This is a genomic window from Mannheimia sp. ZY171111, assembly GCF_017750945.1.
GTDB classification, from domain to species: Bacteria; Pseudomonadota; Gammaproteobacteria; order Enterobacterales; family Pasteurellaceae; genus Mannheimia; species Mannheimia pernigra.
Window position 1 is genome coordinate 199,570 of record NZ_CP046532.1, and the last position, 24,557, is coordinate 224,126.

19 protein-coding genes are annotated in these 24,557 nt (G+C 39.0%); 3 read left to right on the forward strand and 16 right to left on the reverse strand.

Features of this window, described 5'->3' with window-relative positions:
• Positions 1–35 precede the first annotated feature (35 nt).
• From pyrR to hemA, 4 genes are all read right to left on the reverse strand, one after another.
• Positions 36–578: a bifunctional pyr operon transcriptional regulator/uracil phosphoribosyltransferase PyrR gene (pyrR, locus tag GM698_RS00965; RefSeq protein ID WP_159629529.1), complete on the reverse strand. Its 543-nt coding sequence runs from the start codon at positions 576–578 to the stop codon at positions 36–38.
• 7 nt (positions 579–585) lie between these two features.
• Complete coding sequence (gene hldE / locus GM698_RS00970; protein WP_176808189.1) at positions 586–2,013, reverse strand: bifunctional D-glycero-beta-D-manno-heptose-7-phosphate kinase/D-glycero-beta-D-manno-heptose 1-phosphate adenylyltransferase HldE; 1,428 nt, start codon at positions 2,011–2,013, stop codon at positions 586–588.
• 167 nt (positions 2,014–2,180) lie between these two features.
• The gene (gene der, locus GM698_RS00975) at positions 2,181–3,704 is read right to left on the reverse strand and encodes a ribosome biogenesis GTPase Der (protein ID WP_176809006.1); all 1,524 of its coding nucleotides are present in this window, start codon (positions 3,702–3,704) and stop codon (positions 2,181–2,183) included.
• Positions 3,705–3,893: 189 nt separating this feature from the next.
• Positions 3,894–5,201: a glutamyl-tRNA reductase gene (hemA, locus tag GM698_RS00980; RefSeq protein WP_176808188.1), complete on the reverse strand. Its 1,308-nt coding sequence runs from the start codon at positions 5,199–5,201 to the stop codon at positions 3,894–3,896.
• A 247-nt stretch (positions 5,202–5,448) separates the two neighbouring features.
• Here hemA and relA point away from each other — a divergent pair, with 247 nt between their 5' ends.
• Entirely contained in the window at positions 5,449–7,647 is a 2,199-nt protein-coding gene (gene relA, locus GM698_RS00985; protein ID WP_176812441.1) for a GTP diphosphokinase, read from the forward strand.
• A 98-nt stretch (positions 7,648–7,745) separates the two neighbouring features.
• Positions 7,746–8,936, forward strand: a complete 1,191-nt coding sequence (ispC, locus tag GM698_RS00990) for a 1-deoxy-D-xylulose-5-phosphate reductoisomerase (protein WP_209289499.1) — start codon at positions 7,746–7,748, stop codon at positions 8,934–8,936.
• A 47-nt stretch (positions 8,937–8,983) separates the two neighbouring features.
• On the opposite strand, the gene nhaC is transcribed toward ispC, so the two are convergent.
• From nhaC to GM698_RS01020, 6 genes are all read right to left on the reverse strand, one after another.
• Positions 8,984–10,372: a Na+/H+ antiporter NhaC gene (nhaC, locus tag GM698_RS00995; protein WP_176808185.1), complete on the reverse strand. Its 1,389-nt coding sequence runs from the start codon at positions 10,370–10,372 to the stop codon at positions 8,984–8,986.
• A gap of 49 nt (positions 10,373–10,421) precedes the next feature.
• A complete protein-coding gene (locus GM698_RS01000) occupies positions 10,422–12,002 on the reverse strand; it encodes an FAD-binding protein (RefSeq protein WP_209289500.1) in 1,581 nt (526 codons plus the stop codon).
• Between the two features lie 99 nt (positions 12,003–12,101).
• Positions 12,102–12,908: an ABC transporter ATP-binding protein gene (locus GM698_RS01005; protein WP_209289501.1), complete on the reverse strand. Its 807-nt coding sequence runs from the start codon at positions 12,906–12,908 to the stop codon at positions 12,102–12,104.
• A complete protein-coding gene (locus GM698_RS01010; RefSeq protein WP_209289502.1) occupies positions 12,905–14,878 on the reverse strand; it encodes a dipeptide/oligopeptide/nickel ABC transporter permease/ATP-binding protein in 1,974 nt (657 codons plus the stop codon). Before GM698_RS01010 ends, GM698_RS01005 begins: the two co-directional genes overlap by 4 nt.
• A complete protein-coding gene (locus GM698_RS01015; RefSeq protein ID WP_159629511.1) occupies positions 14,878–15,831 on the reverse strand; it encodes an ABC transporter permease in 954 nt (317 codons plus the stop codon). Before GM698_RS01015 ends, GM698_RS01010 begins: the two co-directional genes overlap by 1 nt.
• Before the next feature lie 209 nt (positions 15,832–16,040).
• A complete protein-coding gene (locus GM698_RS01020) occupies positions 16,041–17,639 on the reverse strand; it encodes an ABC transporter substrate-binding protein (protein ID WP_209289503.1) in 1,599 nt (532 codons plus the stop codon).
• Between the two features lie 223 nt (positions 17,640–17,862).
• Between GM698_RS01020 and hemW the strand changes: the two genes are divergently transcribed.
• A complete protein-coding gene (gene hemW / locus GM698_RS01025; RefSeq protein WP_176809823.1) occupies positions 17,863–19,092 on the forward strand; it encodes a radical SAM family heme chaperone HemW in 1,230 nt (409 codons plus the stop codon).
• 161 nt (positions 19,093–19,253) lie between these two features.
• Here the strand turns inward: hemW and upp are convergent, their stop codons facing one another.
• The 6 genes from upp to rpoE form a co-directional block, all read right to left on the reverse strand.
• Positions 19,254–19,883 carry a uracil phosphoribosyltransferase gene (gene upp, locus GM698_RS01030; protein ID WP_176812434.1) on the reverse strand — a complete coding sequence of 210 codons (630 nt, stop codon included), beginning with the start codon at positions 19,881–19,883 and terminating at the stop codon, positions 19,254–19,256.
• A 23-nt stretch (positions 19,884–19,906) separates the two neighbouring features.
• A complete protein-coding gene (fadD, locus tag GM698_RS01035) occupies positions 19,907–21,598 on the reverse strand; it encodes a long-chain-fatty-acid--CoA ligase FadD (RefSeq protein ID WP_209289504.1) in 1,692 nt (563 codons plus the stop codon).
• A 9-nt stretch (positions 21,599–21,607) separates the two neighbouring features.
• Positions 21,608–22,039: a SoxR reducing system RseC family protein gene (locus GM698_RS01040; RefSeq protein ID WP_209289505.1), complete on the reverse strand. Its 432-nt coding sequence runs from the start codon at positions 22,037–22,039 to the stop codon at positions 21,608–21,610.
• Complete coding sequence (locus tag GM698_RS01045) at positions 22,036–22,989, reverse strand: MucB/RseB C-terminal domain-containing protein (RefSeq protein WP_238336828.1); 954 nt, start codon at positions 22,987–22,989, stop codon at positions 22,036–22,038. Before GM698_RS01045 ends, GM698_RS01040 begins: the two co-directional genes overlap by 4 nt.
• Before the next feature lie 203 nt (positions 22,990–23,192).
• Positions 23,193–23,786, reverse strand: a complete 594-nt coding sequence (locus GM698_RS01050; RefSeq protein WP_209289506.1) for a sigma-E factor negative regulatory protein — start codon at positions 23,784–23,786, stop codon at positions 23,193–23,195.
• Positions 23,787–23,829: 43 nt separating this feature from the next.
• Positions 23,830–24,402: an RNA polymerase sigma factor RpoE gene (gene rpoE, locus GM698_RS01055; RefSeq protein WP_176808175.1), complete on the reverse strand. Its 573-nt coding sequence runs from the start codon at positions 24,400–24,402 to the stop codon at positions 23,830–23,832.
• Positions 24,403–24,557: the final 155 nt, after the last annotated feature.

Sequence of the window (24,557 nt, forward strand, 5' to 3'; positions counted from 1 at the left end):
TATCGAAAAGGTTCACTTAAATTAAGTACTTTTTATTACTCTTTATGTGCTACAGGAACTAAGACAACTTGATTGATGCCATCATAATAGGAGGTATATACCTGAATTTGCTCATTTTTCGCAGTGGGGATATTTTTTCCGACATAATCAGCCCGAATTGGCAACTCTCTATGACCACGATCAACTAAAATAACTAATTCAATTCTATCAGCTCGACCAAAATCAAGTAAGGCATCTAACGCAGCACGAATAGTTCTTCCAGTAAACAAAACATCGTCCACTAAAATCACTTTTTTACCGTTGAGATTAAGCTGATTTTCCGCACCAGTAAATACAGGATCTTGATAGATTAAATCCAAATCATCACGATAGAAAGTAATATCTAACGCCATATTGGGTAATTGAATTTGAGATAATTCTTTGATACGTTTTTGAATGAGTTCAGCAATTTCAGCGCCACGACGTTTAATACCCACGATAACGACATCTTGTAAATCCCCATGCTTTTCAATAATTTGATGGGAAATCCGAGAAATAATTCGCTGAAACTGCTCTGTATCAATAATGATTTTTTTCATAACTAAACTATAGCGATTGAATTTTTTTAATTACATTCGTGGTAGAGCAACCATTTTCAAAGTTAAGTACTCTTACATCGCCACCGTTTGCCCACACCTCTTGGCTACCTGCAATATCTTCAGGTTTATAATCTCCCCCTTTTACTAATAAATCAGGTAGCATTTCAGCAATTAAACGTTGTGGCGTATCCTCATCAAAAGGCACTACCCAATCAACAGAGGCTAAACCTGCAAGCACGGCCATTCGTGCCGCTAAATCATTAATTGGGCGAGACTCACCTTTTAAGCGTTTCACTGAATTATTCGTATTTACCGCTACAATTAAGCGATCGCCTAATTTGCGCGCATTTTCTAAATAAGAAACGTGTCCTGGATGCAGAATATCAAAACAACCATTCGTCATCACAATTTTTTCTCCACGTTTTTTCGCCTCATCAATAATTGCTTTTAACTCTATTTCAGAAACAATTCCAAAACCTGTTGTTGCACGTTGATGAATCGCATTTTCTAATTCAACAGGGCTTACTGTTGATGTGCCTAATTTACCGACCACAACACCTGCAGCAGCATTAGCTAAATAACAAGCTTCTTCATAAGGACGACCGTCTGCAATTGCAGTCGCCAATACGCTGATTACGGTATCACCCGCACCAGTGACATCATAAACCTCTTTTGCTTGAGTGGGTAAGTGATAAGGTTCTTGGTTTGGACGAAGTAACGTCATTCCTTTCTCTGAACGAGTAACGAGTAATGCAGAAAGCTCGAAATCATCAATCATTTTTAAGCCTTTCGTAACGATTTCATCGTCATCTTTGCAATACCCAACAACCGCTTCAAATTCAGACATATTAGGGGTAAGTAACGTGGCGCCACGATAGCGTTCAAAATCGGTACCTTTCGGATCAATTAAAACGGGCACATTCGCTTTGCGAGCAATTTGGATCATCTGTTGTATTGATTTAAGTGTACCTTTACCATAATCCGATAAAATCAATGCACCACAAGCGGTGATTTCTTGTGAAAGTTTTGCAAGTAGCGCGGTTGAATCGACATTTTGAAAGTCTTCTTCAAAATCCAAGCGTAATAATTGCTGATGACGAGATAAAATCCGCAATTTAGTGATGGTAGGGTGTGAATTAATTGCTACACAATGGTTTTGGATATTATGTGAATTGAGCAGCCTATCTAATGCACATCCTGCATCGTCTTGACCAATTAAACCATGAAGCGTAACGGGTACGCCAAGGCTGGCAATATTCATAGCCACGTTTGCTGCACCGCCTGCACGCTCTTCAATATCTTGCACCTTCACTACAGGCACAGGGGCTTCTGGTGAAATACGATTGGTTGCACCGAACCAGTAGCGATCTAACATAACATCACCCAGCACCAATACTTTAGCGTTATTAAATTTGGGAGAGTATTGCATCATCATATTTATTTTGCTCCTTTATCAAATCTCCCCTAGCCCTCTTTCCTAAAGAGGGGCTAGATCTCCATATTCATAACTTCATTTTATTATCCAATTTAAAATAGCCAGATAAGTTAAAAATCATCTATGAATGCTCCCCTCTTTAAAGAAAGGAAGGGGGATTTGCCTAATTATTTCTTACTTTTCTTAATAAACTTCATCAAACGCTTACGTTTTCGTAATTGATTTGGTGTAAGTTTATTTTTCTTACCTGCAAATGGATTATTGCCTTCTTGGAATAAAATCCGAATCGGAGAGCCGATAATTTTCAAACTCTTACGGAAATAGTTACTTAAATACCGCTTGTAAGAATCAGCTAATTTTTCCACTTGGTTACCGTGAATAACAATAATCGGCGGATTATAACCACCTGGGTGGGCATATTTTAATTTAACACGGCGACCATTTACGAGTGGAGGTTGATGTTCATCGGCTGCCATACGCAAAATACGGGTCAGCATTGAGGTTGAGGTTTTTTGGGTTGCACAAGCATAGGCCTCTTTCACCGAATCAAATAAATTGCCCACACCTGAGCCGTGTAGTGCTGAGATAAAATGCACACGAGCAAAATCAATAAAATCTAAACGTCTATCAAGTTCTGATTTCACCTGATCTTTAATATCTTGCGATAAACCATCCCATTTATTGACTACAATAACTAGCGAACGACCAGCATTTAAAATAAAGCCAAGCAGCGATAAATCCTGATCAGAAACACCTTCTCGAGCATCAATGGTTAAAAGCACCACGTTGGCATCTTGAATAGCTTGTAGCGTTTTAATTACGGAGAATTTCTCAACGGCTAAATTGACTTTACCACGCTTACGCACCCCCGCCGTGTCGATAATGGTATATTGCTGACCATCACGCTCCATCGGAATGTAGATAGAATCACGAGTTGTTCCAGGCATATCGTACACAACCACACGATCTTCACCTAAAATGCGGTTAGTAAGCGTTGATTTGCCTACATTTGGGCGTCCAACAATCGCAATTTTGATATTTTTGTCTTCAATCGTTTCTTCAGTATCTTCTTCCAATGCTTCATCTAATAAAGCGGTATCTTCTTCATTGTCGAAGTCAAAATCAGTATCCCATTCATCTACTTCTTCATTATTTGCAGTATTTTCATCAGAATCGACCGCTTGCTCTGCATTTAACTGTTCACCAAGAGGCGCAAGCACTTGCTCAATAAGCTGTGTCACGCCACGCCCTTGAGCTGCGGCAATTTGTTCCACTTCGCCTAAACCAAGTTGATAGAATTCTGCACAGTGTGAGTCGGCATCAATACCATCTGTTTTATTTGCAACTACCACCGTAGTTTTTTCACGTTGACGTAAGTATTGTGCAATACCAATATCTGCAGGTAATAAACCTGCACGAGCATCTACTAAGAAAAGAACAACATCTGCTTCTTCAATCGCTAATAGCGATTGTTCTGCCATTTTTTCCTCCACGCCCTCTTCTGTACCATCAATACCGCCAGTATCGATTACGATAAAATCATAACCAGCAATATTGGCGTGTCCATATTTGCGGTCACGGGTTAAGCCAGGAAAGTCTGCCACTAAGGCATCTCGAGTGCGAGTTAAGCGGTTAAACAAGGTGGATTTACCCACATTTGGTCTACCAACTAAGGCAACAACAGGCGTCATTTTTTGTCCTCTAAATTCAATCATTTGCAAGGAGTTGCAAAAACAGTAGCATTATAGCGGAAATTTGAGGAAAGTTAAAATTAGAAGCGTGATCTGAGATAAATTGCCGTAGGAAGCATCGTGTAGATCAGCAAGCGGTCAAATTTTTTCAATTTTTTGCAAAAGCATAGGAACACAGCGTGCTCAACATTATTCTTCTAAACGTAATGCTTTAGAAAAACTTTGCAACCCCGTTGAATTTCCACTTTTCGCCATAGCTTGTAAAGCTTGGGTTGGTATATGGAGCAGTTGATTAGTGAGTTTATAGCTTAATTCACTGATCACTTTTTCACTATCTTGACCTTGTGTGATAGCTTGCAAGGCTTTGTCTAATAGTTCTTGTCGGATATGTTCTGCATCTTGGCGATAGCGTTTGATAAGATCGCTAGATTGTTGCTGTTTTAACCATTCAAAGAAGGCTTTGCTCTCTTCTTTTACGATTTCAGCCGCTTGTTTTGCAGCCTCTTCACGTTGAGCCATATTGCGTTGAATGATATTTTGTAAATCATCTACGCTATAAGAATAAACGCCCTCTAATTCCCCTACTTTTTCATCAATATCACGAGGCACCGCAATATCAATAAGCAACAGTGGGTCAAATTGACGTTGTTTTTGAGCAATTTCAACCATCTCTTTAGTGATAAGTGTATCCGCACTGCCCGTTGAGCTAATCACGACATCGGCTTGATTTAAGCCTAGTTGTAATGCACTTAGAGAGAGAATTTGCATTGGGAAATTTAATTTTTCCGCTAACATTTCTGCCCGAATATGGGTACGATTAGCCACCATCATATTTTTTGCACCGTGTTGAATTAAGTAACGAGCCACTAATTCAATGGTTTCACCCGCCCCCACAAGCAAAAAACGTAATTTCCCGAAATTATCAAAAATTTGGCGAGCTAAACCACAAGCTGCATAAGCAACAGAAACCGCTTGGCTACCAATTTCCGTTTCAGATCTAACACGTTTTGCAGTAGCAAATGTGCGTTGGAATAAGCGAGATAACTTGGTAGAGATCGTTTTGTGATGTTGTTGGTAAAAATCTTCGCTATATTGATAAGCTTGTTTTACTTGCCCTAAAATTTGGGGCTCACCTAAAATAAGAGAATCCAAGCCACTTGCCACGTTCATTAAGTGGTTAGCAGCATCTAAATTTTGTTTGAAATAGAGGCATTCACCTAGTGCTTTTTCATCAAGTTGATGCACTTGAGCAAACCATTTTAAGCACTGTTCACGCCATTTAATATTATCATCACTCTCTTTGTGAGGCGAAATATTGGGCTGATGGAAATAGAGTTCGGTGCGGTTACAAGTAGAAAGAATAACAACGCTTTCGGCTAATCCACTTTCTTGAATTTGCTTGAGAGCGAGCTCACGTTTGCTATCCACAAATGCGACTTTCTCTCTTAAACCCACAGAGGCGGTTTTATGATTGATTCCTAACACTAAAATTGTCATTGTTCCCACAGAAAATAAATAAAAACGCGAGTATTTTAATCAAGAGCGTGAAGTCGTGCAAATAATTGTGTTAATAGGTTTGATTTATCACAAGAATGTTACCTCTTAAGGAGTAATCACGATGCTAATCTCTGTGCTAAATTTTTATAAAATAAGTAAATTTTTTCTGAAATTGGACGTATAATTGCACCCCATATTCAGCGATAACAAGCGGTCTGATTTTGACGAAAATTTACAAGGAGGCTTTATGGTAGCAATTCGTTATTCCCACCAACTTGATCCAAATAATTTTGAATTAGCAAGCTGGTGTACGAGCCTGAATATGTCTCCTGTTACATTTGAGCACATTCAACACGCTTGGGAGTACGCTCAAGAAAAGCTCGATACCGATTATAGTTTGATGTGGTATGGCATTGAAATGGTCGAAGTGCTTCACGGCTTGAATATGGACGATGACAGCCTAGTGGCGGCGTTGCTTTTCCCTCTTGTAAAACACAATATTATTGATCTTGTTCAATTAAAAGAAGATTTTAATAATCACATCAAAAACTTAGTGAAAGGCGTGCTGGAAATGGAAAATATCCGCCAGTTATCTGCTCACAATGTGTCTGATTTACAAATCGATAATATCCGCCGTATGTTACTGGCAATGGTAGACGATTTTCGTTGCGTAGTGATTAAACTGGCTGAACGCATTGCTTATTTGAGAGATAGTAGCCAACATACTGAAGAAGACATCGTATTAGCCGCCAAAGAATGTTTCCACGTTTATGCACCGCTTGCCAACCGTTTAGGTATCGGGCAGCTTAAATGGGAGTTGGAAGATTATTGTTTCCGTACGTTACACCCCGCGACTTATACCCAAATTGCTAAATTTGATTTAGGCGAACGCCGATTTGATCGCGAACGTTATATTGCAAATTTTATTGAAGATTTGACCGCTTGTTTAGTTGATGAAATCGACAATGTACAGATTTATGGACGCCCAAAACATATTTATAGCATTTGGAAAAAAATGCAGAAAAAGCGTTTGAGATTTGATCAGCTTTTTGATATTCGAGCGGTGAGGGTGATTGTGCCAACGCTAGAAGATTGCTACACCGCATTAGGTATTATCCATACTAAATACACTCACTTACCCGAACATTTTGATGATTATATTGCCAATCCAAAACCAAATGGCTACCAATCTTTGCATACCGTGGTATTAGGTGAAGAAGATAAAACGATTGAGGTACAAATTCGTACCCAGCAAATGCACGATGATGCCGAGCTGGGGGTGGCTGCTCACTGGAAATACAAAGAGGGAGCAACTGCTGGGCGTTCAGGCTATGAAGAAAAAATTGTGTGGTTACGTAAATTACTTGAGTGGCAAAACGATCTTGCCGATTCAGGGGATATGGTGGCAGAAATGCGGACACAAATTTTTGATGATCGTGTTTATGTCTTTACGCCAAGAGGCGAGGTAATCGATCTGCCACAAAAAGCAACTCCGCTGGATTTTGCGTATGCAATCCACAGCGAAATCGGACATCGTTGTATTGGGGCAAAAGTAGCAGGCCGAATTGTGCCGTTTACTTACCATTTGCAAATGGGCGATCAGGTTGAAATCATCACTCAGAAAGAACCCAACCCAAGCCGAGATTGGCTTAATCCAAATACGGGTTTCGTGAATACGAGCAAGGCTCGCTCAAAAATTATTGCTTGGTTTAAAAAATTAGATCGAGAAAAGCATATTCCGATTGGTAAAGAGGCTCTTGAAACCGAAATGGAAAAATTTGGTTTCACATTTAGACAAATTGAGGAATATGCGCTGCCTCGCTATAACTTAAAACAGTTTGATGATTTATACGCAGGCATCGGTGGCGGTGATATTCGTTTAAATCAGTTAATGCATTATTTGCAATCGAAATTAATTAAGCCGACTGCCGAGCAAGAAGATGAGGCGGTGTTAAAACAGGTTAATAAAAATAATAACCAGCAAAAACCGAGTAAAGGTTATGTGGTTGTTGAAGGGGTTGGTAATTTAATGCACTCTATTGCTCGGTGCTGTCAGCCAATTCCAGGCGATGAAATTTTGGGCTATATCACACAAGGGAGAGGTATTTCTATCCATCGAGCCGATTGTGAGCAATTACACGAATTGTTGAATACAAATCCAGAACGTGTAGTAGAGGCAGATTGGGGGGAAGGCTATGTTTCAGGTTTGAGCTTAACTATTCGTGTGATTGCAAATGACCGAAACGGTTTATTGCGAGATGTGAGTGCAATTATGGCGAATGAAAAAGTAAATGTGTTAGGTGTTTCTAGCCGAACAGACGTTAAACGCAGCCTGGCTACGATTGATATGGAAATTCAACTGAATAATGTTGCCATTTTAAATAAATTATTGGCGAGAGTATCGCAATTAGACGATGTGATTGAGGCAAAAAGACTTTCAAGCTAAATATAAGCGGTCGTTTTTTATAAAAATTTTGCAAGATCAAATTTGAGATCTGTAAGGGAAAGTGGCATTTTCTCTTACATAAAAATAAAGAGAAAAGAATGAAAAAGTTAGTGATTTTAGGTTCAACAGGCTCAATTGGTAAAAGCACTTTATCGGTGGTTGAACATAATAAAGAACAGTATGAAGTATTTGCTTTGGTTGGTGGAAAAAATGTGGCATTAATGACAGAACAATGCCAGCAATATCAACCCACTTTTGCGGCAATGGATGATGAAAAAGCAGCTCAAGACTTGAAAATATCATTGGCAAATTTAGGCATAAAAACAGAAGTGTTATCAGGGCAAAAAGCAATTTGCGAGCTTTCCGCTCACCCTTATGTTGATATGGTTATGGCAGCCATTGTTGGAGCAGCTGGTTTATTACCAACGCTTGCAGCTGTGAAAGCAGGCAAAAAAGTGTTATTAGCCAATAAAGAATCATTGGTAACTTGTGGACAGATTTTTATTGATGAAGCTTGCAAATCGGGAGCGAAATTACTGCCGGTAGATAGTGAACATAATGCGATTTTCCAATCGCTACCGCCTGAAGCACAAGAAAAAGTCGGTTTTTGCCCGCTTGCAGAACTAGGTGTGAGTAAAATTATTCTCACTGGTTCGGGAGGTCCGTTCCGCACCAAACCGTTAACTGAATTTGAGGCAATTACCCCAGCTCAGGCTGTCGCTCATCCAAATTGGTCGATGGGAAAAAAGATCTCGGTAGATTCTGCGACAATGATGAACAAGGGATTGGAGTATATTGAGGCTCGTTGGTTATTTAATGCAACAGCAGACGAGATGGAAATTATTATTCACCCGCAATCGATCATTCACTCAATGGTAAGATATATTGATGGTTCGGTGATTGCTCAAATGGGTAATCCTGATATGTGTACGCCGATTGCACACACTATGGCATACCCAAATCGAATTAATGCAGGCGTACCGCCACTTGATTTCTTTAAATTAAAAGAGCTGACTTTTATTGAGCCTGATTTTGCTCGTTATCCAAACTTAAAATTAGCGATTGAGGCTTTTGCAGAAGGGCAGTATGCGACAACCGCGATGAATGCAGCAAATGAAATTGCCGTTGAGGCATTTTTAAATGAACAAATTCGTTTTACCGATATTGTGAATGTGAATAGAACGGTAGTGGAAAATATTGCCCCAATTGAAATGAAAGAAATTGCTGATGTATTGCATATTGATAAACTTGCTAGAGAGTTAGCAAAACAAATAGTTATTCAGCTCTGATAAGCAAAAATGCCTACAAATTTGTAGGCATTTTTTGTATCTTAACTTTATGTCTTAGTTGGCTTTTTACTGATAGTTACGCCTGTAAATCCAAAAATTAACGTGAGGATTAAACAAATGTAACAGAAGAATGCATAAGGCAAATAGTCTAACACTGGCACATTCAGAACACTGCTGATAAACACACCACACACACTCCAAGGCACTAATGGATTGATTACCGTGCCAGCATCTTCAATAGTGCGAGATAAATTTTTCAGCTCAAGCCCTAAATGTTCATAGGTGGAACGGAAGGTATTACCTGATAATAATAAGCTTAAATATTGTTCACCGATTAATACATTAATACCTACCGCAGTGCTTGCAACCACAAAAGTAACACGCCCAGTATTGGTTAAAAAACTACTAATGCCTTTAAGTAGAGCAGGTAAAATACCTAAAATTTGTAATAAACCACCTAAACTTAATGCCAATACAACAATAGTAACAGTAAAGAACATACTATTAATACCACCACGAGATACTAAAGATTCCACTTCACCTAAGTCAATACCTTCAGCGGGTTTATAACCCGTAAAGAAATAATTACCCAGTTGCTCTAAACTGGGTGAGCTATGCGTGTAGGTAATAATAAGCGATAAAATTACAGTCGTGACGATGATATAAATTGAATTAATACGATTCATCGCCATTAAAATTAAGGTTATAAATGGCAGTAGTGTATAACCGTGAATAAGCCCTGTGGCTTGTAAATGGGTTTTTAGGTCTTCAATATTCGCTAAGTTCTGAGCATCAGCTGGTTCGGTTAAAAACCAAAGTATAAGTGCGGTAAATATCCACGCTGGTATGGTGGTATAAAGCATATTGCGAATATGAGCAAACATATCAATACCCACAATAGACGCTGCAATAGTGGTGGTGTCTGAAAGCGGAGAGGTTTTATCACCAAAAAAGGCACCGGAAACAACGGCTCCTGCAACAATTGCCGGGTTCGCGCCAAATGCAGCTGCCATTCCAATAAAGGCAACGCCAATAGTGGCGGTTGTTGTTAAACTACTACCTAACGCTATACCGACCACAGAACTCAAGGCAAAAGCAGAGATATAAAATAACTCAGGAGAAATCACACTTAAGCCATAATACATTAAGGTTGGGATTGCCCCAGACATCATTAATGCAGAAACTAATAATCCAATAAAAAAGAACAAATAAATGGCACCAATACCAGACATCAGCCCATTTGCCATACCCTCCTGCATATTTTTAAACGGAATTTTATTCACTAACCCAAAAAGTAAGAGGATAACAATGACTGCTAAAATTGAAATTTGAGGCACCCAGCCAAGGGCAATCATCGTAAAACCTAAAATAAAGACAGTCAGAAGAGAAAGTATGACCGCCGTACTAGGCTTTAATTTGAGTAGGTAGTTGTTCATTTATACTCCTAAGTTATTATGACAGGAAGAGGCGTATTATAGACTAATTTTATTCAGATAAGTAGTGTGCCCCCAAACTCTTCTCATCAATCATATGCTTTACTATTAATTGAGCGGTTTTTAATGCATTATAAATTTCAATACCTTGATGTTGGGCGTGGTAGATTGGATCAAATTGCTGCTCCAAATTATTTAGAGTGTTAAGTAACAGTTTAAGGTTACTTGGGGTACGATAAACATTCGCATATAGTGCCATATTCTCTCTAATAGTGGAAAGCACTTCGCTTGCAGAAAGTGTTAGATTGGCATTTGGATTAGCCAGTTTATTTAATGCTTTTTCCGCAACGACAAGCGGTGAAAAATCTGCATTTTTTTGCAAATGTACGTTTTGTAGAGTGCGTATAATTTCAGCAACGGCACGTTTTGCAAATACTAAACCGCCCCCAACTGAATTGCCCCCCATACGGTTTGCACCCTCAATACAATGGGCTATTTCTCCAATTGCAAACAAACCTTTAACGGAGCTTTCACCCCATTCATTAATTTGAATCCCACCATTGCAACTATGAGCAAAAGGTTTAATCGCAATTTTATCTCTCACTAAATCAATCCCCACTTCATTTTTCAGCCAATTTAAATAGACGGTGTAAAATTCTTCTTTATCTTCATAAAGTTTTGGGCTGTATTTAAGGTAAATCCCTTTTTCATTTGGATTTTCCAGCAAATGTTTCATCATAACCAAATCAAATTCTACGCACTTGAAATCTAAACTGAAAGGAGCGTAGTGGCTGCGTTCAAGCATCATTTTGCTAAATTGTGCTTCATTTAAATGAGGGAATAGATTTTTGCCTGTTGAGTCGGTAATTTCAGTGACGTATTTCAACGTATGTTCCCCGAATAATACCTTATATTTGGGTTCAACAAAGGCAGGAATAAATTGAATAAAAGCCAGATTGACTAATGTTGCCCCAGCTTGTTTGGCAACAGAATGAAGCGAGCCTATCACATCAGCTGGGTAGAGGTTATCTTTATAAAGCCCAGCAAGACCACCCGCGGCTAAAATGATATGGTTAGTTTTGCAAAAAATATAAGAAATTTGACCGCTTGTAGTATATGCAAATACAGCGCCTTGCACTTGATTATGCTCGGCAACGATATGTAAAAGCGTCGCATTTTCATAGAACGGAATCTGTTGCTCTTGTAAAATCTTTTTAGCTCGCAAGGCAGCCTCTCGCCAATCCTTAATTAAATAAATAGGGCGGGTATATTTGGCAAAGCAAGCTGGGCGGTTGTCATTACGCTTCCAAGGCTTAAAGCCGATACGCTCTAATAAAGCAATTGCTTTCGGTGAATCTTCAATATAAGCCTGTACCACATTTGGGTTGATTTTGCCCTTACCGATATGTTCAATATCTTCTCTAAAAAGCGAATAGTCGTTTTCATCGCCTGTCACTTGAATGCCAAGAGTTGCTTTCAGCGGAAAATAACTGGCTCCCGAACCAATCGTGGATTTGCTAATCAGTAAAGCATTAATGCCTTTGCTTTTTGCTTCAACTGCGGCAGAAAGCCCTGCGATACCAGAGCCGACAATCAGTAAATCTGTTTCGAGAATTTGGTTAAGTGTGATCATAAAATAAAATACAAGCGGTAAAATTGGGTGAAAATTTTACCGCTTGTAGCGAAAATAATAAACTGAATTATGGGGCAAATTGGATTTGCCCCTACCGTATTATAATAATGAGGGGGCTGACTCAATCAAGGTTCTTGTATATGCCTCTTTAGGTGTGTCAAAAACTTGTCTTGCATTCCCCATTTCGACAATTTTACCGCCATTCATTACCACAATTCGATCCGAAACCTGATTAACCGTTTGTAAATCGTGAGAGATAAACACCATTGCAAGATTTAACTCTTTCTTCAAATCGGCAAGTAAGTTCAGGACTTGAGCTCGAACTGATACATCAAGTGCTGAAGTTGGTTCATCAGCTACAATTAATTTGGGATTTAATGCCAATGCACGGGCGATTGCGACACGCTGTTTTTGACCACCCGATAAACGAGTTGGCTCAACTAGTGCAGCAGAACGTGGTAAACCTACACGAGAGAGAAGATCATAAACTCGTTTTTCACGCTCTCGTGGTTGTAAGATATTATGAATATCCATCGGATCTTTGAGAATATCTAATACACGCATACGAGGGTTTAGTGCCGTTGCTGGATCTTGGAAGATAACAGATACTTGGCTACCGAAGTATTTACGAGCTTCTGCACTACCGTATTTCATCTGCAAGCCGTTGAATTTTACCGTACCTGAAGTTGGTTTTTGAAGGCTTATCATCACGTTTGCTAGGGTAGATTTGCCACAGCCAGATTGCCCTACAATACCAACTGTTTCGCCAGCGTGAATATCTAAACTCACACCATTTACCGCACGGAATTTTTTCGGGTTGAATAGCGTTCCATCACGGGAGCGAAACTCGACAACAATATCTTTCAGCTCAATAATCGGCTGCTCTTTAATGGGTTTCATACTCATAGTTTAGCTCCCTGATTTTCTTCTAAGTGAGATGCCCAAACGTGTTGTGGGTGTTCTCCAGTTGGAACAAGTTTCAAGTGTTGTTTTGGATTCGCATCAGGACGCAATGAGCGGCTAGCGAAACGGTCACCGTTTGCAAAGTCAAACGGAGAAGGCACACTGCCTGGAATTTGATATAAGCGTTCTGCACGACATTCCGTTGAAAGTACTGAGCCTAACAAACCACGTGTATATTCGTGCGTTGGATGCATCAGTAAGTCGCTAGTTGGCGATGCTTCTACCACTTGTCCTGCATACATTACCGTGATGTGGTGAGCAATTTGAGCAACTAAGGCTAAATCGTGGCTCACAAACACCATTGCAAAGCCCAGTTTTTCACGCAATTCGTTGAGAAGCTTAATGACTTCTGCTTGAACGGTTACGTCTAACGCTGTGGTTGGTTCATCTGCAATTAACAGTTTTGGCTCACGTGCCAATGCCATTGCAATAAGAACACGCTGACGCTGACCACCTGAAAGCTCGTGAGGATAGCGGTTGAGCGTTTTTTCAGGATCAAGCTGTACCCAGCTGAGCAAGGTTTCTGCTGACTGTTTACCACCGCGACTAATTAATTGTTCCATTTGCTCACGAATACGCATTGATGGATTTAACGCACTTAACGCATCTTGGTAAATCATTGAAATCTCATGACCACGAAGATCATTAAGCTTATCTGTTTTCAGTAAATCGTACTGATTGCCAGCACGGTCAGTAAACAGGATTTCACCCGTGATTTTTGCAGTTGGTGGTAATAATCCCATAATTGAGAAAGCAGAGATTGATTTACCACAGCCAGATTCTCCCACTAAGCCCATCGTTTCACCTTCATGTACGGTAAAGCTGATGTTATCCACCAATGGGGTTTCGCCATAACGGTTTGGGAAGCGGATAGATAAGTTTTTCACTTGCAAAATCGGTTTTGCATTTGGGTTAAGTTGCATACGGTCTGTACGCACGGCTTCTGCTTGGTTCAATTGAAGTAAGTAGCGTTTTAATGCTAAGCCTTCAGCCATTGCTTCTTGAACATCGGTTGAAAGCGGTTTTGATACATCATTTTTTACTGCAGTTGGACTCTTCTTCGTTTTCGGATTCGCTAATGCATCCGTTAAACCTTCAGAGAGAATATTCAACGATAATACGGTTAAAAGTACACACAAACCAGAGAACGTTGTTGCCCACCAGAAGCCACTTAAGACTAAGTTACGCCCTTCAGATAAAATATTACCCCAAGAAGGATGTGGTGGCTGAACCCCTGCACCTAAGAAAGAAAGTGATGCTTCAAGAATAATCGCATCAGCAACCATTACTGTGGCAAACACTAGTACAGGTGCTGCAGTATTACGCACAACGTGTTTTAATAAGATATAAGTACGGCTACCACCAATGACACGCTCAGCACGCACATAGTCTTCTTCCCATTGAGAAACGACATTTGCACGCACAACACGAGCTAGCTGCGGCGTGTAAACAATTGCAATGGTGAGGATAATAATCGGCGACGAGTTACCGAAAGTAGCTAATAATACAGCAGCAAGTGCAATGCCTGGGAATGCCATTAGAATATCCATCAGACGCATAATCACTTCGTTACCGAATTTATCAGCGGTTGCCGCGGTTGCTCCCAAGATACTGCCAAATACAATGGCACAAGCTACAGCCCCTAACCCGATAAAGAGTGAGGTTCTTGCTCCGTAAACGATACGAGAGAAAATATCTCGCCCTAAACGATCTGTACCGAACCAATACTCTGAACCTGGAGCTTGGACTGGGCGTAGTGTTTGAAGTGGGTCATAAGGTGCAACTAATGGTGCCAAAATTGCGATAAGAGCCATAATAATTAAGAAAATTAACGCGATCTTGGATGTGGTTGATAATGCTTTGAATCTTGCCCCGCCAGAAGCAAGTCTGTCTGCTAATCCTTGACGAAACATTATAGACTCCGAATTTTAGGGTTAATAATTAGGTAAAGAATATCAACAATGATATTGACTAACACGAAAGTCAATGCAATGGTTAGTACCACGCCTTGTACTAAGTTTAAGTCCAAATTAGTAATTCCATTGAAAATCAATTTACCCATACCTGGTAAGTCAAAAATCTGTTCGATAACAACTGCTCCACCGAGTAAGTAACCGACACGCAAGCCAAGAACGGTTACAGGTGTAATTAAGGCATTACGCAATACATTACGACGAATAACGGTTGAATATGGTACACCGTTACCAATTGCGGTACGCACATAATCTTTATCCATTTCTTCTACCATTGCAGTACGTACTACACGGATTAATGAGGCACAAACTGGAATCGCTAATGCAAGAGACGGTAGAACCATTGAGATAGCCCACTCTTTCGGATCTTCACTAAATGGTACATAACCACCAGATGGCAACCAATCGAGTTCAAGTGAGAAGTATTGAATTAATAAAATACCGAGCCAGAAAGATGGTGTTGCAACTGCTGCAACGGAGAACAGACGAATGATTTGATCGACAAGACGATCACGATGAAGTGCTGCAAATACACCTAGTGTAAATGAGATAACCGCAGCTAAAATGACACCGATAAAGGTTAATTGCAATGTGATTGGGAACGCTTTGGCAATCATTGATGAAATAGGTAATTCAGGTGGAGTAGTTACCCCTAAATCAAACACGAGAAGGTTTCCGAGAAAACGAAAGTATTGAACCAGTAACGGATCGTTTAACCCACGTTGCTCACGCCATAATGCTTTAGCTTCATCACTGGCAGCATCGCCTAATGCTACGGTTGCAGCATCGCCCGGCGTGAATTGTAAAATAATAAAAACGAGTGCTGTCACCCCGATGATCATAATAGGTAGTGCCAATATGCGGCGGAATAACAGACGCAGTACAATTTCCATTTTTATCTCCAACTATAAAATATTATAGGAAGGTCGAGTGCGAAATACTCTTGGTTAATTTGTTTTCAGTATGCCAAACGCACTCTATGTTGTTATATAAAAACACAGAAAATTTGAGTATAAATTTAAAGTGACAAGCGGTTGATTTTAGTCGATTTTTTGCAAAATTTTCCCCAAAAACAACCGCTTGCTTAGCCGTGTGTTAAGGCTTATTTACGTCCAACACCTAAGAATGACATACCTGTGGTTGGCAATGGTTGGAAGTCCGTTAATGCTTTAGCATCCCAAGCCGTTGGTAATTTACGGTGGATAAGAGGATAGAGCGGAACTTGTTCAGCAATAATATTGAACACTTTTGCCCATTCTGCTTTTGCAGCATCGTGTGATTTTGCTGCCACTGCTGCATCTAACAGTTTTTGTACCTCTGCATATTCTGCGGTTTCAGACCAGCGGTAGCGATTTTTCGCCCAACCGTCACCACGGTAGAACCAGCTTAATAATAAGTCCACATCGTTACCGAATACAGACGGGTCACCTGGTGCAACAACCACTTTGAAGTTACCTGATGCAATGTACTCACCATATAACGCACTAGATTGTAAGTGGCGTAAAGTTACTTTCACACCTGGGATAGTATTCCAAGACTCAAGAATTAATGGTGCACATTCTTTCACCCAAGAAGTATCTGTTGCGAGTAATTCAAACTCTAATTTATCTACACCTGCTTCTTTTAATAGTGCAACTGCTTTTTCTTTGTTGAAATCGTACTGAGTTTCTGCTTTCACATAATCAGGGTGCGTTTCTTGTAAGTAAGACGTTGCTTTGCGTGCGTTACCTAAGAAGACGATATCGATCATTTTTTGAGTGTCTAACGCATAGTGGAATGCTTGACGTACTTTCGGGTTGTTAAACGGTGCTTCGGCACAGTTAAACATTAAGAACAATAAGCCAAATGATTGAACTGAATCAATAGATTGTCTTTTCGATTTTAAACGTTGAATATCAAGATAAGGTACAGACTCAATCGCTTGAACACGTTTAGATTCTTGTGCAGTTACACGAGCAGCATCGTCCGATAACAATGACCAAACCATTTTTTCTGCTTTCGCTGGATAGATACCATTATAAGCAGTAAATGCTTCAAAGACGATTTTGTCATCTTTAACCGCAGAGACAAATTTATATGGACCAGAACCTACTGGGTTTGCATCAAATGCACTTTCGCCCACAGATTCAATCACATGTTTCGGTACGATTTTGATAATCGTTAAACGCTCTTTAAATAATGCAAATGGATATTTGAGTTTAAATTCAACGACTTTCTCATCAATTGCTTTTACGCTGTCAATAAATGGAATAAAACCTTTGAATAGAGATTTATTGTTGTCATCTAGTACACGCTCAAAAGAGAATACAACATCTGCAGTAGTTACTGGCTTGCCATCGTGGAATACCGCACCATCACGTAGTGTTACACGGTAGGTTACGTCGTCCACTTTTTCAGGCATTTTTGCCGCTAAACCTAAGTATGGCTCGCGAGTGGCTGGGTGTAAATCCACGAGTCCTTCAAAAATATGGAGGTTTGCTGCCATTGGGGTTGCACCAGTGGTACGTAATGGGTCGAACCCTGTGGAAAGAGAGTAAGAAATACCCGCTTCAATCACAGAGCCTTTTGCAGGAGCCATTGCCGCTGCTACTGGTGCTGAGAATGTGCCTAATGTCGTGCTGAATGCAAAACCTGCACCCACACCAGCCATCAATTTCATAAAACCACGACGTGATTCGTTATGTTCAAATTGTTTTGTCATAGTAAGCTCCTTAAGGTCGCTATATTGGATAGTTTGTTTTTAATATGAAGTGAATTTATCAAAACATATTAATTTTTTGAAACGAAATTATCATATCATTAACAACAAAGTGGTAAAGCGGTAATTTTTGAATTTGTGATCTAGTTCACGAAAAAATCTCTACTTCCCACTTTATTTGCTTTTCGTTATTATTTACGTCTCTTAAACACAACGAATATTTAACGTGAAACTAATTTTACCGCCTTTAAGCCTTTATATCCATATCCCTTGGTGTGTACAAAAATGCCCATACTGCGATTTCAACTCGCACGCTCAAAAAGGGTTGATTCCAGAGAAAGAATATATTGAACATCTCCTTGCAGATTTATTGCAAGATTTAACCGCTTATCAAGCAGCCATAGGCGATCGTAAATTACACTCTATTTTTATTGGTGGCGGCACACCAAGTCTGTTTTCGTCCGAAGGTATTGCTTATTTATTAAAAGAAGTAGAAAAGCGAATCCCCTTTGAGGCGGGTATTGAAATCACGCTTGAAGCCAACCCTGGCACAGCAGAGGCGGAGAAATTTGCAGGCTACACCCAAGGCGGAGTCAACCGCATCTCAATGGGCATTCAGAGTTTCGAGCCAGAAAAATTGCTCAAACTCGGACGAATTCACGATGCAAATGAGGCAAAACAAGCGGTCAAATTTACTCGTTCGCTTTGCTCACTCGCTCCTTCGGAGCCGTTGGCTGAGCCAACGTTCAAAACGCAAGCGTTTTGTGCCCAAAATTCTGCAAAATTTGGCTTGAACAGTTTTAATATTGATTTAATGCACGGTTTACCAAATCAATCTGTGAAGCAGGCGTTGAGTGATTTGGAGCAAGGCATTGCCCTTAATCCGCCGCATTTATCGTGGTATCAGCTCACTATTGAGCCTAATACGATGTTTTATTATCGTAAACCCACTTTGCCAGATGATGACGAATTATGGGATATTTTTGAGCAGGGGCATCAACTTTTAACTGCGGCAGGCTATGAGCAATACGAAACGTCTGCCTATGCGAAAAAAGGCTACCAATGCAAGCACAATCTCAATTACTGGCGGTTTGGCGATTATTTAGCAATTGGTTGCGGTGCTCACGGTAAAATTTCCTATCCAACGGGCGAAATTTACCGCTTTAGTAAAACCAAACACCCAAAAGGCTATATGCGGGGTGAATACCGCTACAGCCAAGATTTAATTGAGCTAGAAGATCGCCCATTTGAGTTTTTTATGAACCGATTCCGTTTGCTTGAAGCTGTGCCAAAACAAGAGTTTGAATGGTTTACAGGGCTAGATAGGGAGGTTGTTCGCCCCACAATGGATTGGGCATTAAGCCAAGATTATATTTTTGAAACTCCAACGCATTGGCAAATTACCCTGCACGGAAAATTATTCTTAAATGAGTTATTGGAAGGATTTTTAGAATAATTTGCAAAAAAATGTTAAGATTTGACCGCTTGATGATCTCTCCCAAAAATGATCTGCACCTCACATTAAGAACCTAGGTTTTGAAATGCAGATCAACAAGCGGTCATATTTGCAAAAATTTTACAAAATATGACCGCTTGTATTTTTATTAACGTTAAATACTATTTGGTGCCAAAAATTTTATCGCCCGCATCACCTAAGCCTGGAATAATATATCCTTTTTCATTTAAGTGGCTATCAATTGAAGCTGTGTAAAGTTCAACATCTGGGTGAGCCTCTTCTAGCACGTTAATCCCTTCGGGTGCTGCAACTAATACTAATACTTTAATGTGTTTACAACCTGCTTTTTTCAGTAGATCAATCGTTGCTACCATTGAGCCACCCGTTGCTAACATTGGGTCTGTGATAATCGCTAGGCGTTCATCTACATCATTTGCTAATTTTGAAAAATAAGGAACTGGTTTTAACGTTTCTTCATCACGATAAATCCCCACTACACTAATTCTTGCACTGGGTATGTGTTCTAGCACCCCATCCATCATACCTAAACCAGCTCGCAAAATTGGCACCACGGTAACTTTTTTACCTTTAATTCGTTCAACTGAAATTTTCTTACCATTCCAACCATTAATCTCTACTTTTTCCATTTCAAGATCTTTGGTTGCTTCATAAGTCAATAGGCTACCAATCTCATTTGCTAACTCACGGAAATCTTTGGTGCTAATTTCTGCTTCTCGCATTAAACCTAATTTATGTTTTACAAGCGGGTGTTTTACCTCAACAATTTTCATTGTAAGCTCCTTAATTATGTTATTTAAGCGTTATTAACGTTTGATTTTGCTGATTCTTCATCTCTTAGTACGTTGCGAAGAATTTTTCCAATATTACTTTTAGGTAGTTCATCACGAAATTCAATATCACGTGGAATTTTATAGCCAGTTAAAAATTGACGGCAATAACGACGTAGTTCATCGCAGGTTAAGCTTTCATCTTTTTTCGTCACAAAAATTTTTATACTTTCACCAGAAAGCTCACTCGGCACACCAATAGCAACAACTTCATTCACTTTTGGATTTTGTGAAATAACATCTTCAATTTCAGCTGGGTAGACATTAAAACCAGAAACAAGGATCATATCTTTTTTACGATCAACGATGCGTAAATTAAGATCTTCACCCATTACAACAATATCGCCTGTTGCCATCCAGCCATCATTTAATACTTTTGCCGTTTCTTCTGGGCGATTCCAATACCCTTGCATCACTTGAGGGCCTTTAACTAATAACTCGCCTTGCTCGCCCAAAGGTAGCTCATTACCTTCAGCATCTACAATGCGAATATCTGTATTTGGCAAAGGAATACCTATTGAGCCTGAATATTCTACTGAATCACTACGTGTTGCACTAATAACAGGCGAACATTCAGTCATGCCATAGCCTTCAATAATGTGACAGCCTGTTAAATCGTACCAATCTTGTGCCACATTAGCTTGAATTGCAGCCCCGCCGCCAACACTTAATTTTAAGGATGAAAAATCCACTTCTTTTAGTGTTTGATTATTCAGTAATGCACTAAATAGTGTATTTACCCCTGTAAAAATAGATACTTTATATTTCTTTAATTCTTTAATAAGGCTTGGAATATCACGAGGATTTGTAATTAATAATCCTGTAATACCTAGTTCAAGAAATAAGAGACAGTTCAAAGATAATGCAAAAATATGGTATAACGGCAAGGCAGTAGCACCAATCATATTTTTAGCGTTACCTAATAGTGGATCTACAATCCATTTTGTTTGCATCATATTGGCAATGAGATTTTGATGCGTTAGCATTGCACCTTTAGGCACACCAGTTGTACCGCCTGTATATTGTAAAAAGGCGAGGTCAGAACTTAAAATATACGGTTTTACATACTGCCTTTTCTTGCCAATACTTAAGGCTGCTCTAAAGCTAACAGCGTGAGGCAACTTATATTTGGGAACTGATTTCTTAATATATTTAACGATGAGATTCACTAAAGTACGCTTACCAAAAGAGAGCTGATCGCCTACTCGAGTTAAAATAACGTGTTTTATATTCGTATTAAATACCACTTTTTCTAAAGTTGCCGCAAAGTTGGAAATAATTACAATCGCCTTTGCACCACTGTCGTTAAGTTGGTGCTCTAATTCACGGGGCGTATAAAGCGGATTGACATTCACCACAACGAGCCCTGCACGCAAAGCACCGAATAAGGCGATTGGATATTGCAATAAATTGGGCATCATTAACGCAATACGATCACCTTTTTCTAAACGTAATTCATTTTGTAAATAAGCAGCAAAAGCACGGCTACGTTCTTCTAATTTACGAAAGGTTAGAATTTGCCCTATATTAATATAAGCTGGAATATCTAGATGGCGTTTTATTGCGGCTTCAAACATATCAACTAATGATTCATATTGATTCACCTCAATGGTTTTTGGCGAGTAAGGCGGGTAATTATTAAGCCATATTTTGTCCATTCAAATCTCCTAAACTTTACCTAAAAAGATGGGCGAAAAATGGATTTGCTGACTGCGTTTATCCATTAATTTCTTTACCCCCCAGAAACTTATTGCTGTAAAAATCAACATTGCGAATAAAACGATAAGTTCATTTGCAAAAAATTGTGAAAATCCGACCGCTGTGATGATTAAAGCAAGCAAAGGTATCCCATAAATTAAAAAAACGCTTTTCAGTAGCGTATTTTCAGCTAAACCTAACTGAATTTTATCTCCCACTTTTAACGGCTCGTCGACACGAATACTAAAACGAGGAGCCATTTTTTCACCAGCTAAAGCGGATAATGCTTTTGAACCACAAGCAGTACGAGCCAAACAAGCACCACAAGCACTTTTTGCGTTGCATTGTACAATCGCAATACCATTACGATATTCAACCACACTGGCTTCTTCTATCATCATTGCGATGCTCCTTCTTTAAACTGAATATTTTTCAAAATCTGCTTAGCTACTTGTAGCGGTACATCGCCAATAATAACAATATCTTTATCATTAATTGTCTGGTTTAAAATGGTTAATTTACCTTGTCGCCAAGCATATTCATCAAAATTAGCCCCCTGACTAGGCATAACGTAAATTGTCAAACTAGATAAACCATCACTATATAAACGGCTATCTACATATTCACTGTCAAATTGATAGGTTGCCCCTGTTACTGTTTGGTTCTGTACTAGCTCAAAACCTGTTGGTAGTTCTTTAATATCCCAATCATAAGGCAATTTGACCTCTTCTTTTGGGGGAGAGGTTAAGGACGGCAACATTAAAGAGTTAATCGCATTTGCAATCATTTCAAGCTCTGGAGATTGATAAAGCTGTAATACTCGAAATTCTTCTAACACAATATTGTCTTCATTTTGTAATTGGCTTTTAAGTAGCAAATTGGTTTCTTCATCAATCCAAAGCGTGTAAGAATAACGGAAAGTATCTTTTGGTAAAATGCGAATGACTTTCGTCACTCTATCTGAAATACGATCTTTACCCAAATCTAAAAAAACATACCCTTTTAAGTTATGGTAATCTGCGTAAAGAACATTAGGAAGGTTATCTAAAATATGGTGGCTATTTAAGCTAAAAGGCCGAAAATTGTATCCTAAATAACTAACGCTGTTACCTTTTAGGATAATTTCTTCTCGGTTATGATCGAGGTTTAATAATTGGGCATACGCTTTATCAGTAAATATATGACGCAATCGGAAAGATCCTACGTTGCTGTCTTGCTGAAAAATATAAAGTAATTCATAATTCGACTTTTTATGTGCTTCAGCCATTGACGCTAAATATGATAAAGGTGTTTTTATCCCTGTATCTGCTGCCAAAGCAAAACCAGAACAAGTGAAAATAGCTATGAACATCAAAAAAGATTTTATTATCTTAATAAACATATTTATTCTCAAATCAAATTAATTGTGCCCATTTTATCAAAATTAAAATTATTTCGCTATTTGTAAGTTATTTCTATTTTTCGTTATATTTGCCATACAAAAAGCTACATAATTACTAATTATGTAGCTTTCTTAATTTTTTCTTTTAGTTCATTCCGTTCTACTTTACTAATCTAATTAGAAGAAGTTGAAGTTTGGGCTTTCTGTTTTTCTTCTGGCAAAGTATTTTGCAAATTATTTGTACGGCGTTGTAACTCGTGATTTTCCAACAACGCATTAATTTTGCGTTGCTGAATTTCTAATTGTTCAGTAGTTGGCTGCTCTTGTACTAAAGCAGTGTACCTTACCGCCTCAACAGAATTACTAAAAGGAAACGTTTGTAACACAGGTTGCTGAGTTTGAGCAATGCCTTCGCTAGAGTTCATTGAATTTACGCCAATTACTGCCACTAAGCACACCGAGGCAGCAATACCTGCTTGTAAAATAGGTGTACTCCAACGTTTAAGTTTAAGTAATAAACCTTTTGGTTTTTCCGCAGTATTTTGAGATTTAATTTCTTCGTTCTCAAGTAAGGCTTCCATTTGGGCAGAAAAATCCGCACCTAAAATGATTTCATCGCCTTGCATCACACTGCGAATAGTATGATAACTTGCCCATTTTTGCTGTAATTCTGTGCTATGGGTTAAAGTCTCTACAAACTCTCTATCAACATCTTGCCCGTCCATATAAGAAGAAAGGTATTCGCGTTGAATAATGCGTTGTTGCATAATTGTCTCCAATGATTTTCGAGATTTCTAAAACTAATTCTACTTACTGCATAAGTGGATTGATTTTCGCATCAATTGCTTCCCTTGCACGGAAAATACGTGAACGTACTGTTCCTATCGGACACTCCATCACTTCTGCGATTTCTTCATAGCTTAAACCGTCTAATTCCCTTAAACAGATAGCAATTTTAAGCTCTTCAGGTAAATTTTCAATCGTATCAAATACAACTTTTTTTAATTCTTCCGATAACACTAAATTTTCAGGTGTATCGCTTTCACGAAGCTGAGCACCGACATCATAGCTTTCAGCATCTTCTGCTAAAATATCCTCTTTAGGTGGCCTTCTGCCCAAAGACGTTAAATGATTTTTTGCAGTATTAACTGCAATACGGTAAAGCCAAGTGTAAAAAGCACTTTCCCCACGAAAAGACTCTAAAGAGCGGTAAGCTTTAATAAAAGATTCTTGAACAATGTCAGGAATATCGTCTCTTGCTACATAACGAGTCAGTAAACTCGCAACTCTATTTTGATAGCGTACTACAAGTAAATTAAATGCTTTTTTATCACCTTTTTGTGCTTTTTCGACTAACTCTTGGTCGGTGATCTGCTCGCTCAACTGCGGACTCTCCTAATTATAATTTATAATGTGTCAATTCCATTGCACTACTCTTTAGAGAATGCATTTTTATAATAGTTCCAATTAATTTAAAATTCTTTCATCTTTTTATTTTTGATAACCAAAAACAAGCGGTCAGATTTTAGCTAAATTTT

Excerpts from the sequence above, each read along its gene's own strand:
- GM698_RS01020 (WP_209289503.1), bottom strand. The coding sequence starts at position 17,639 with ATGACAAAACAATTTGAACATAACGAATCACGTCGTGGTTTTATGAAA.
- hldE (WP_176808189.1), bottom strand. The coding sequence starts at position 2,013 with ATGATGATGCAATACTCTCCCAAATTTAATAACGCTAAAGTATTGGTG.
- der (WP_176809006.1), bottom strand. The coding sequence starts at position 3,704 with ATGACGCCTGTTGTTGCCTTAGTTGGTAGACCAAATGTGGGTAAATCC.
- ispC (WP_209289499.1), top strand. The coding sequence starts at position 7,746 with ATGAAAAAGTTAGTGATTTTAGGTTCAACAGGCTCAATTGGTAAAAGC.
- GM698_RS01045 (WP_238336828.1), bottom strand. The coding sequence starts at position 22,989 with ATGTTCATAGCTATTTTCACTTGTTCTGGTTTTGCTTTGGCAGCAGAT.
- fadD (WP_209289504.1), bottom strand. The coding sequence starts at position 21,598 with ATGGACAAAATATGGCTTAATAATTACCCGCCTTACTCGCCAAAAACC.
- GM698_RS01000 (WP_209289500.1), bottom strand. The coding sequence starts at position 12,002 with ATGATCACACTTAACCAAATTCTCGAAACAGATTTACTGATTGTCGGC.
- upp (WP_176812434.1), bottom strand. The coding sequence starts at position 19,883 with ATGAAAATTGTTGAGGTAAAACACCCGCTTGTAAAACATAAATTAGGT.
- GM698_RS01050 (WP_209289506.1), bottom strand. The coding sequence starts at position 23,786 with ATGCAACAACGCATTATTCAACGCGAATACCTTTCTTCTTATATGGAC.
- nhaC (WP_176808185.1), bottom strand. The coding sequence starts at position 10,372 with ATGAACAACTACCTACTCAAATTAAAGCCTAGTACGGCGGTCATACTT.
- GM698_RS01005 (WP_209289501.1), bottom strand. The coding sequence starts at position 12,908 with ATGAGTATGAAACCCATTAAAGAGCAGCCGATTATTGAGCTGAAAGAT.
- GM698_RS01015 (WP_159629511.1), bottom strand. The coding sequence starts at position 15,831 with ATGGAAATTGTACTGCGTCTGTTATTCCGCCGCATATTGGCACTACCT.
- pyrR (WP_159629529.1), bottom strand. The coding sequence starts at position 578 with ATGAAAAAAATCATTATTGATACAGAGCAGTTTCAGCGAATTATTTCT.
- relA (WP_176812441.1), top strand. The coding sequence starts at position 5,449 with ATGGTAGCAATTCGTTATTCCCACCAACTTGATCCAAATAATTTTGAA.
- GM698_RS01010 (WP_209289502.1), bottom strand. The coding sequence starts at position 14,878 with ATGTTTCGTCAAGGATTAGCAGACAGACTTGCTTCTGGCGGGGCAAGA.
- hemA (WP_176808188.1), bottom strand. The coding sequence starts at position 5,201 with ATGACAATTTTAGTGTTAGGAATCAATCATAAAACCGCCTCTGTGGGT.
- GM698_RS01040 (WP_209289505.1), bottom strand. The coding sequence starts at position 22,039 with ATGATGATAGAAGAAGCCAGTGTGGTTGAATATCGTAATGGTATTGCG.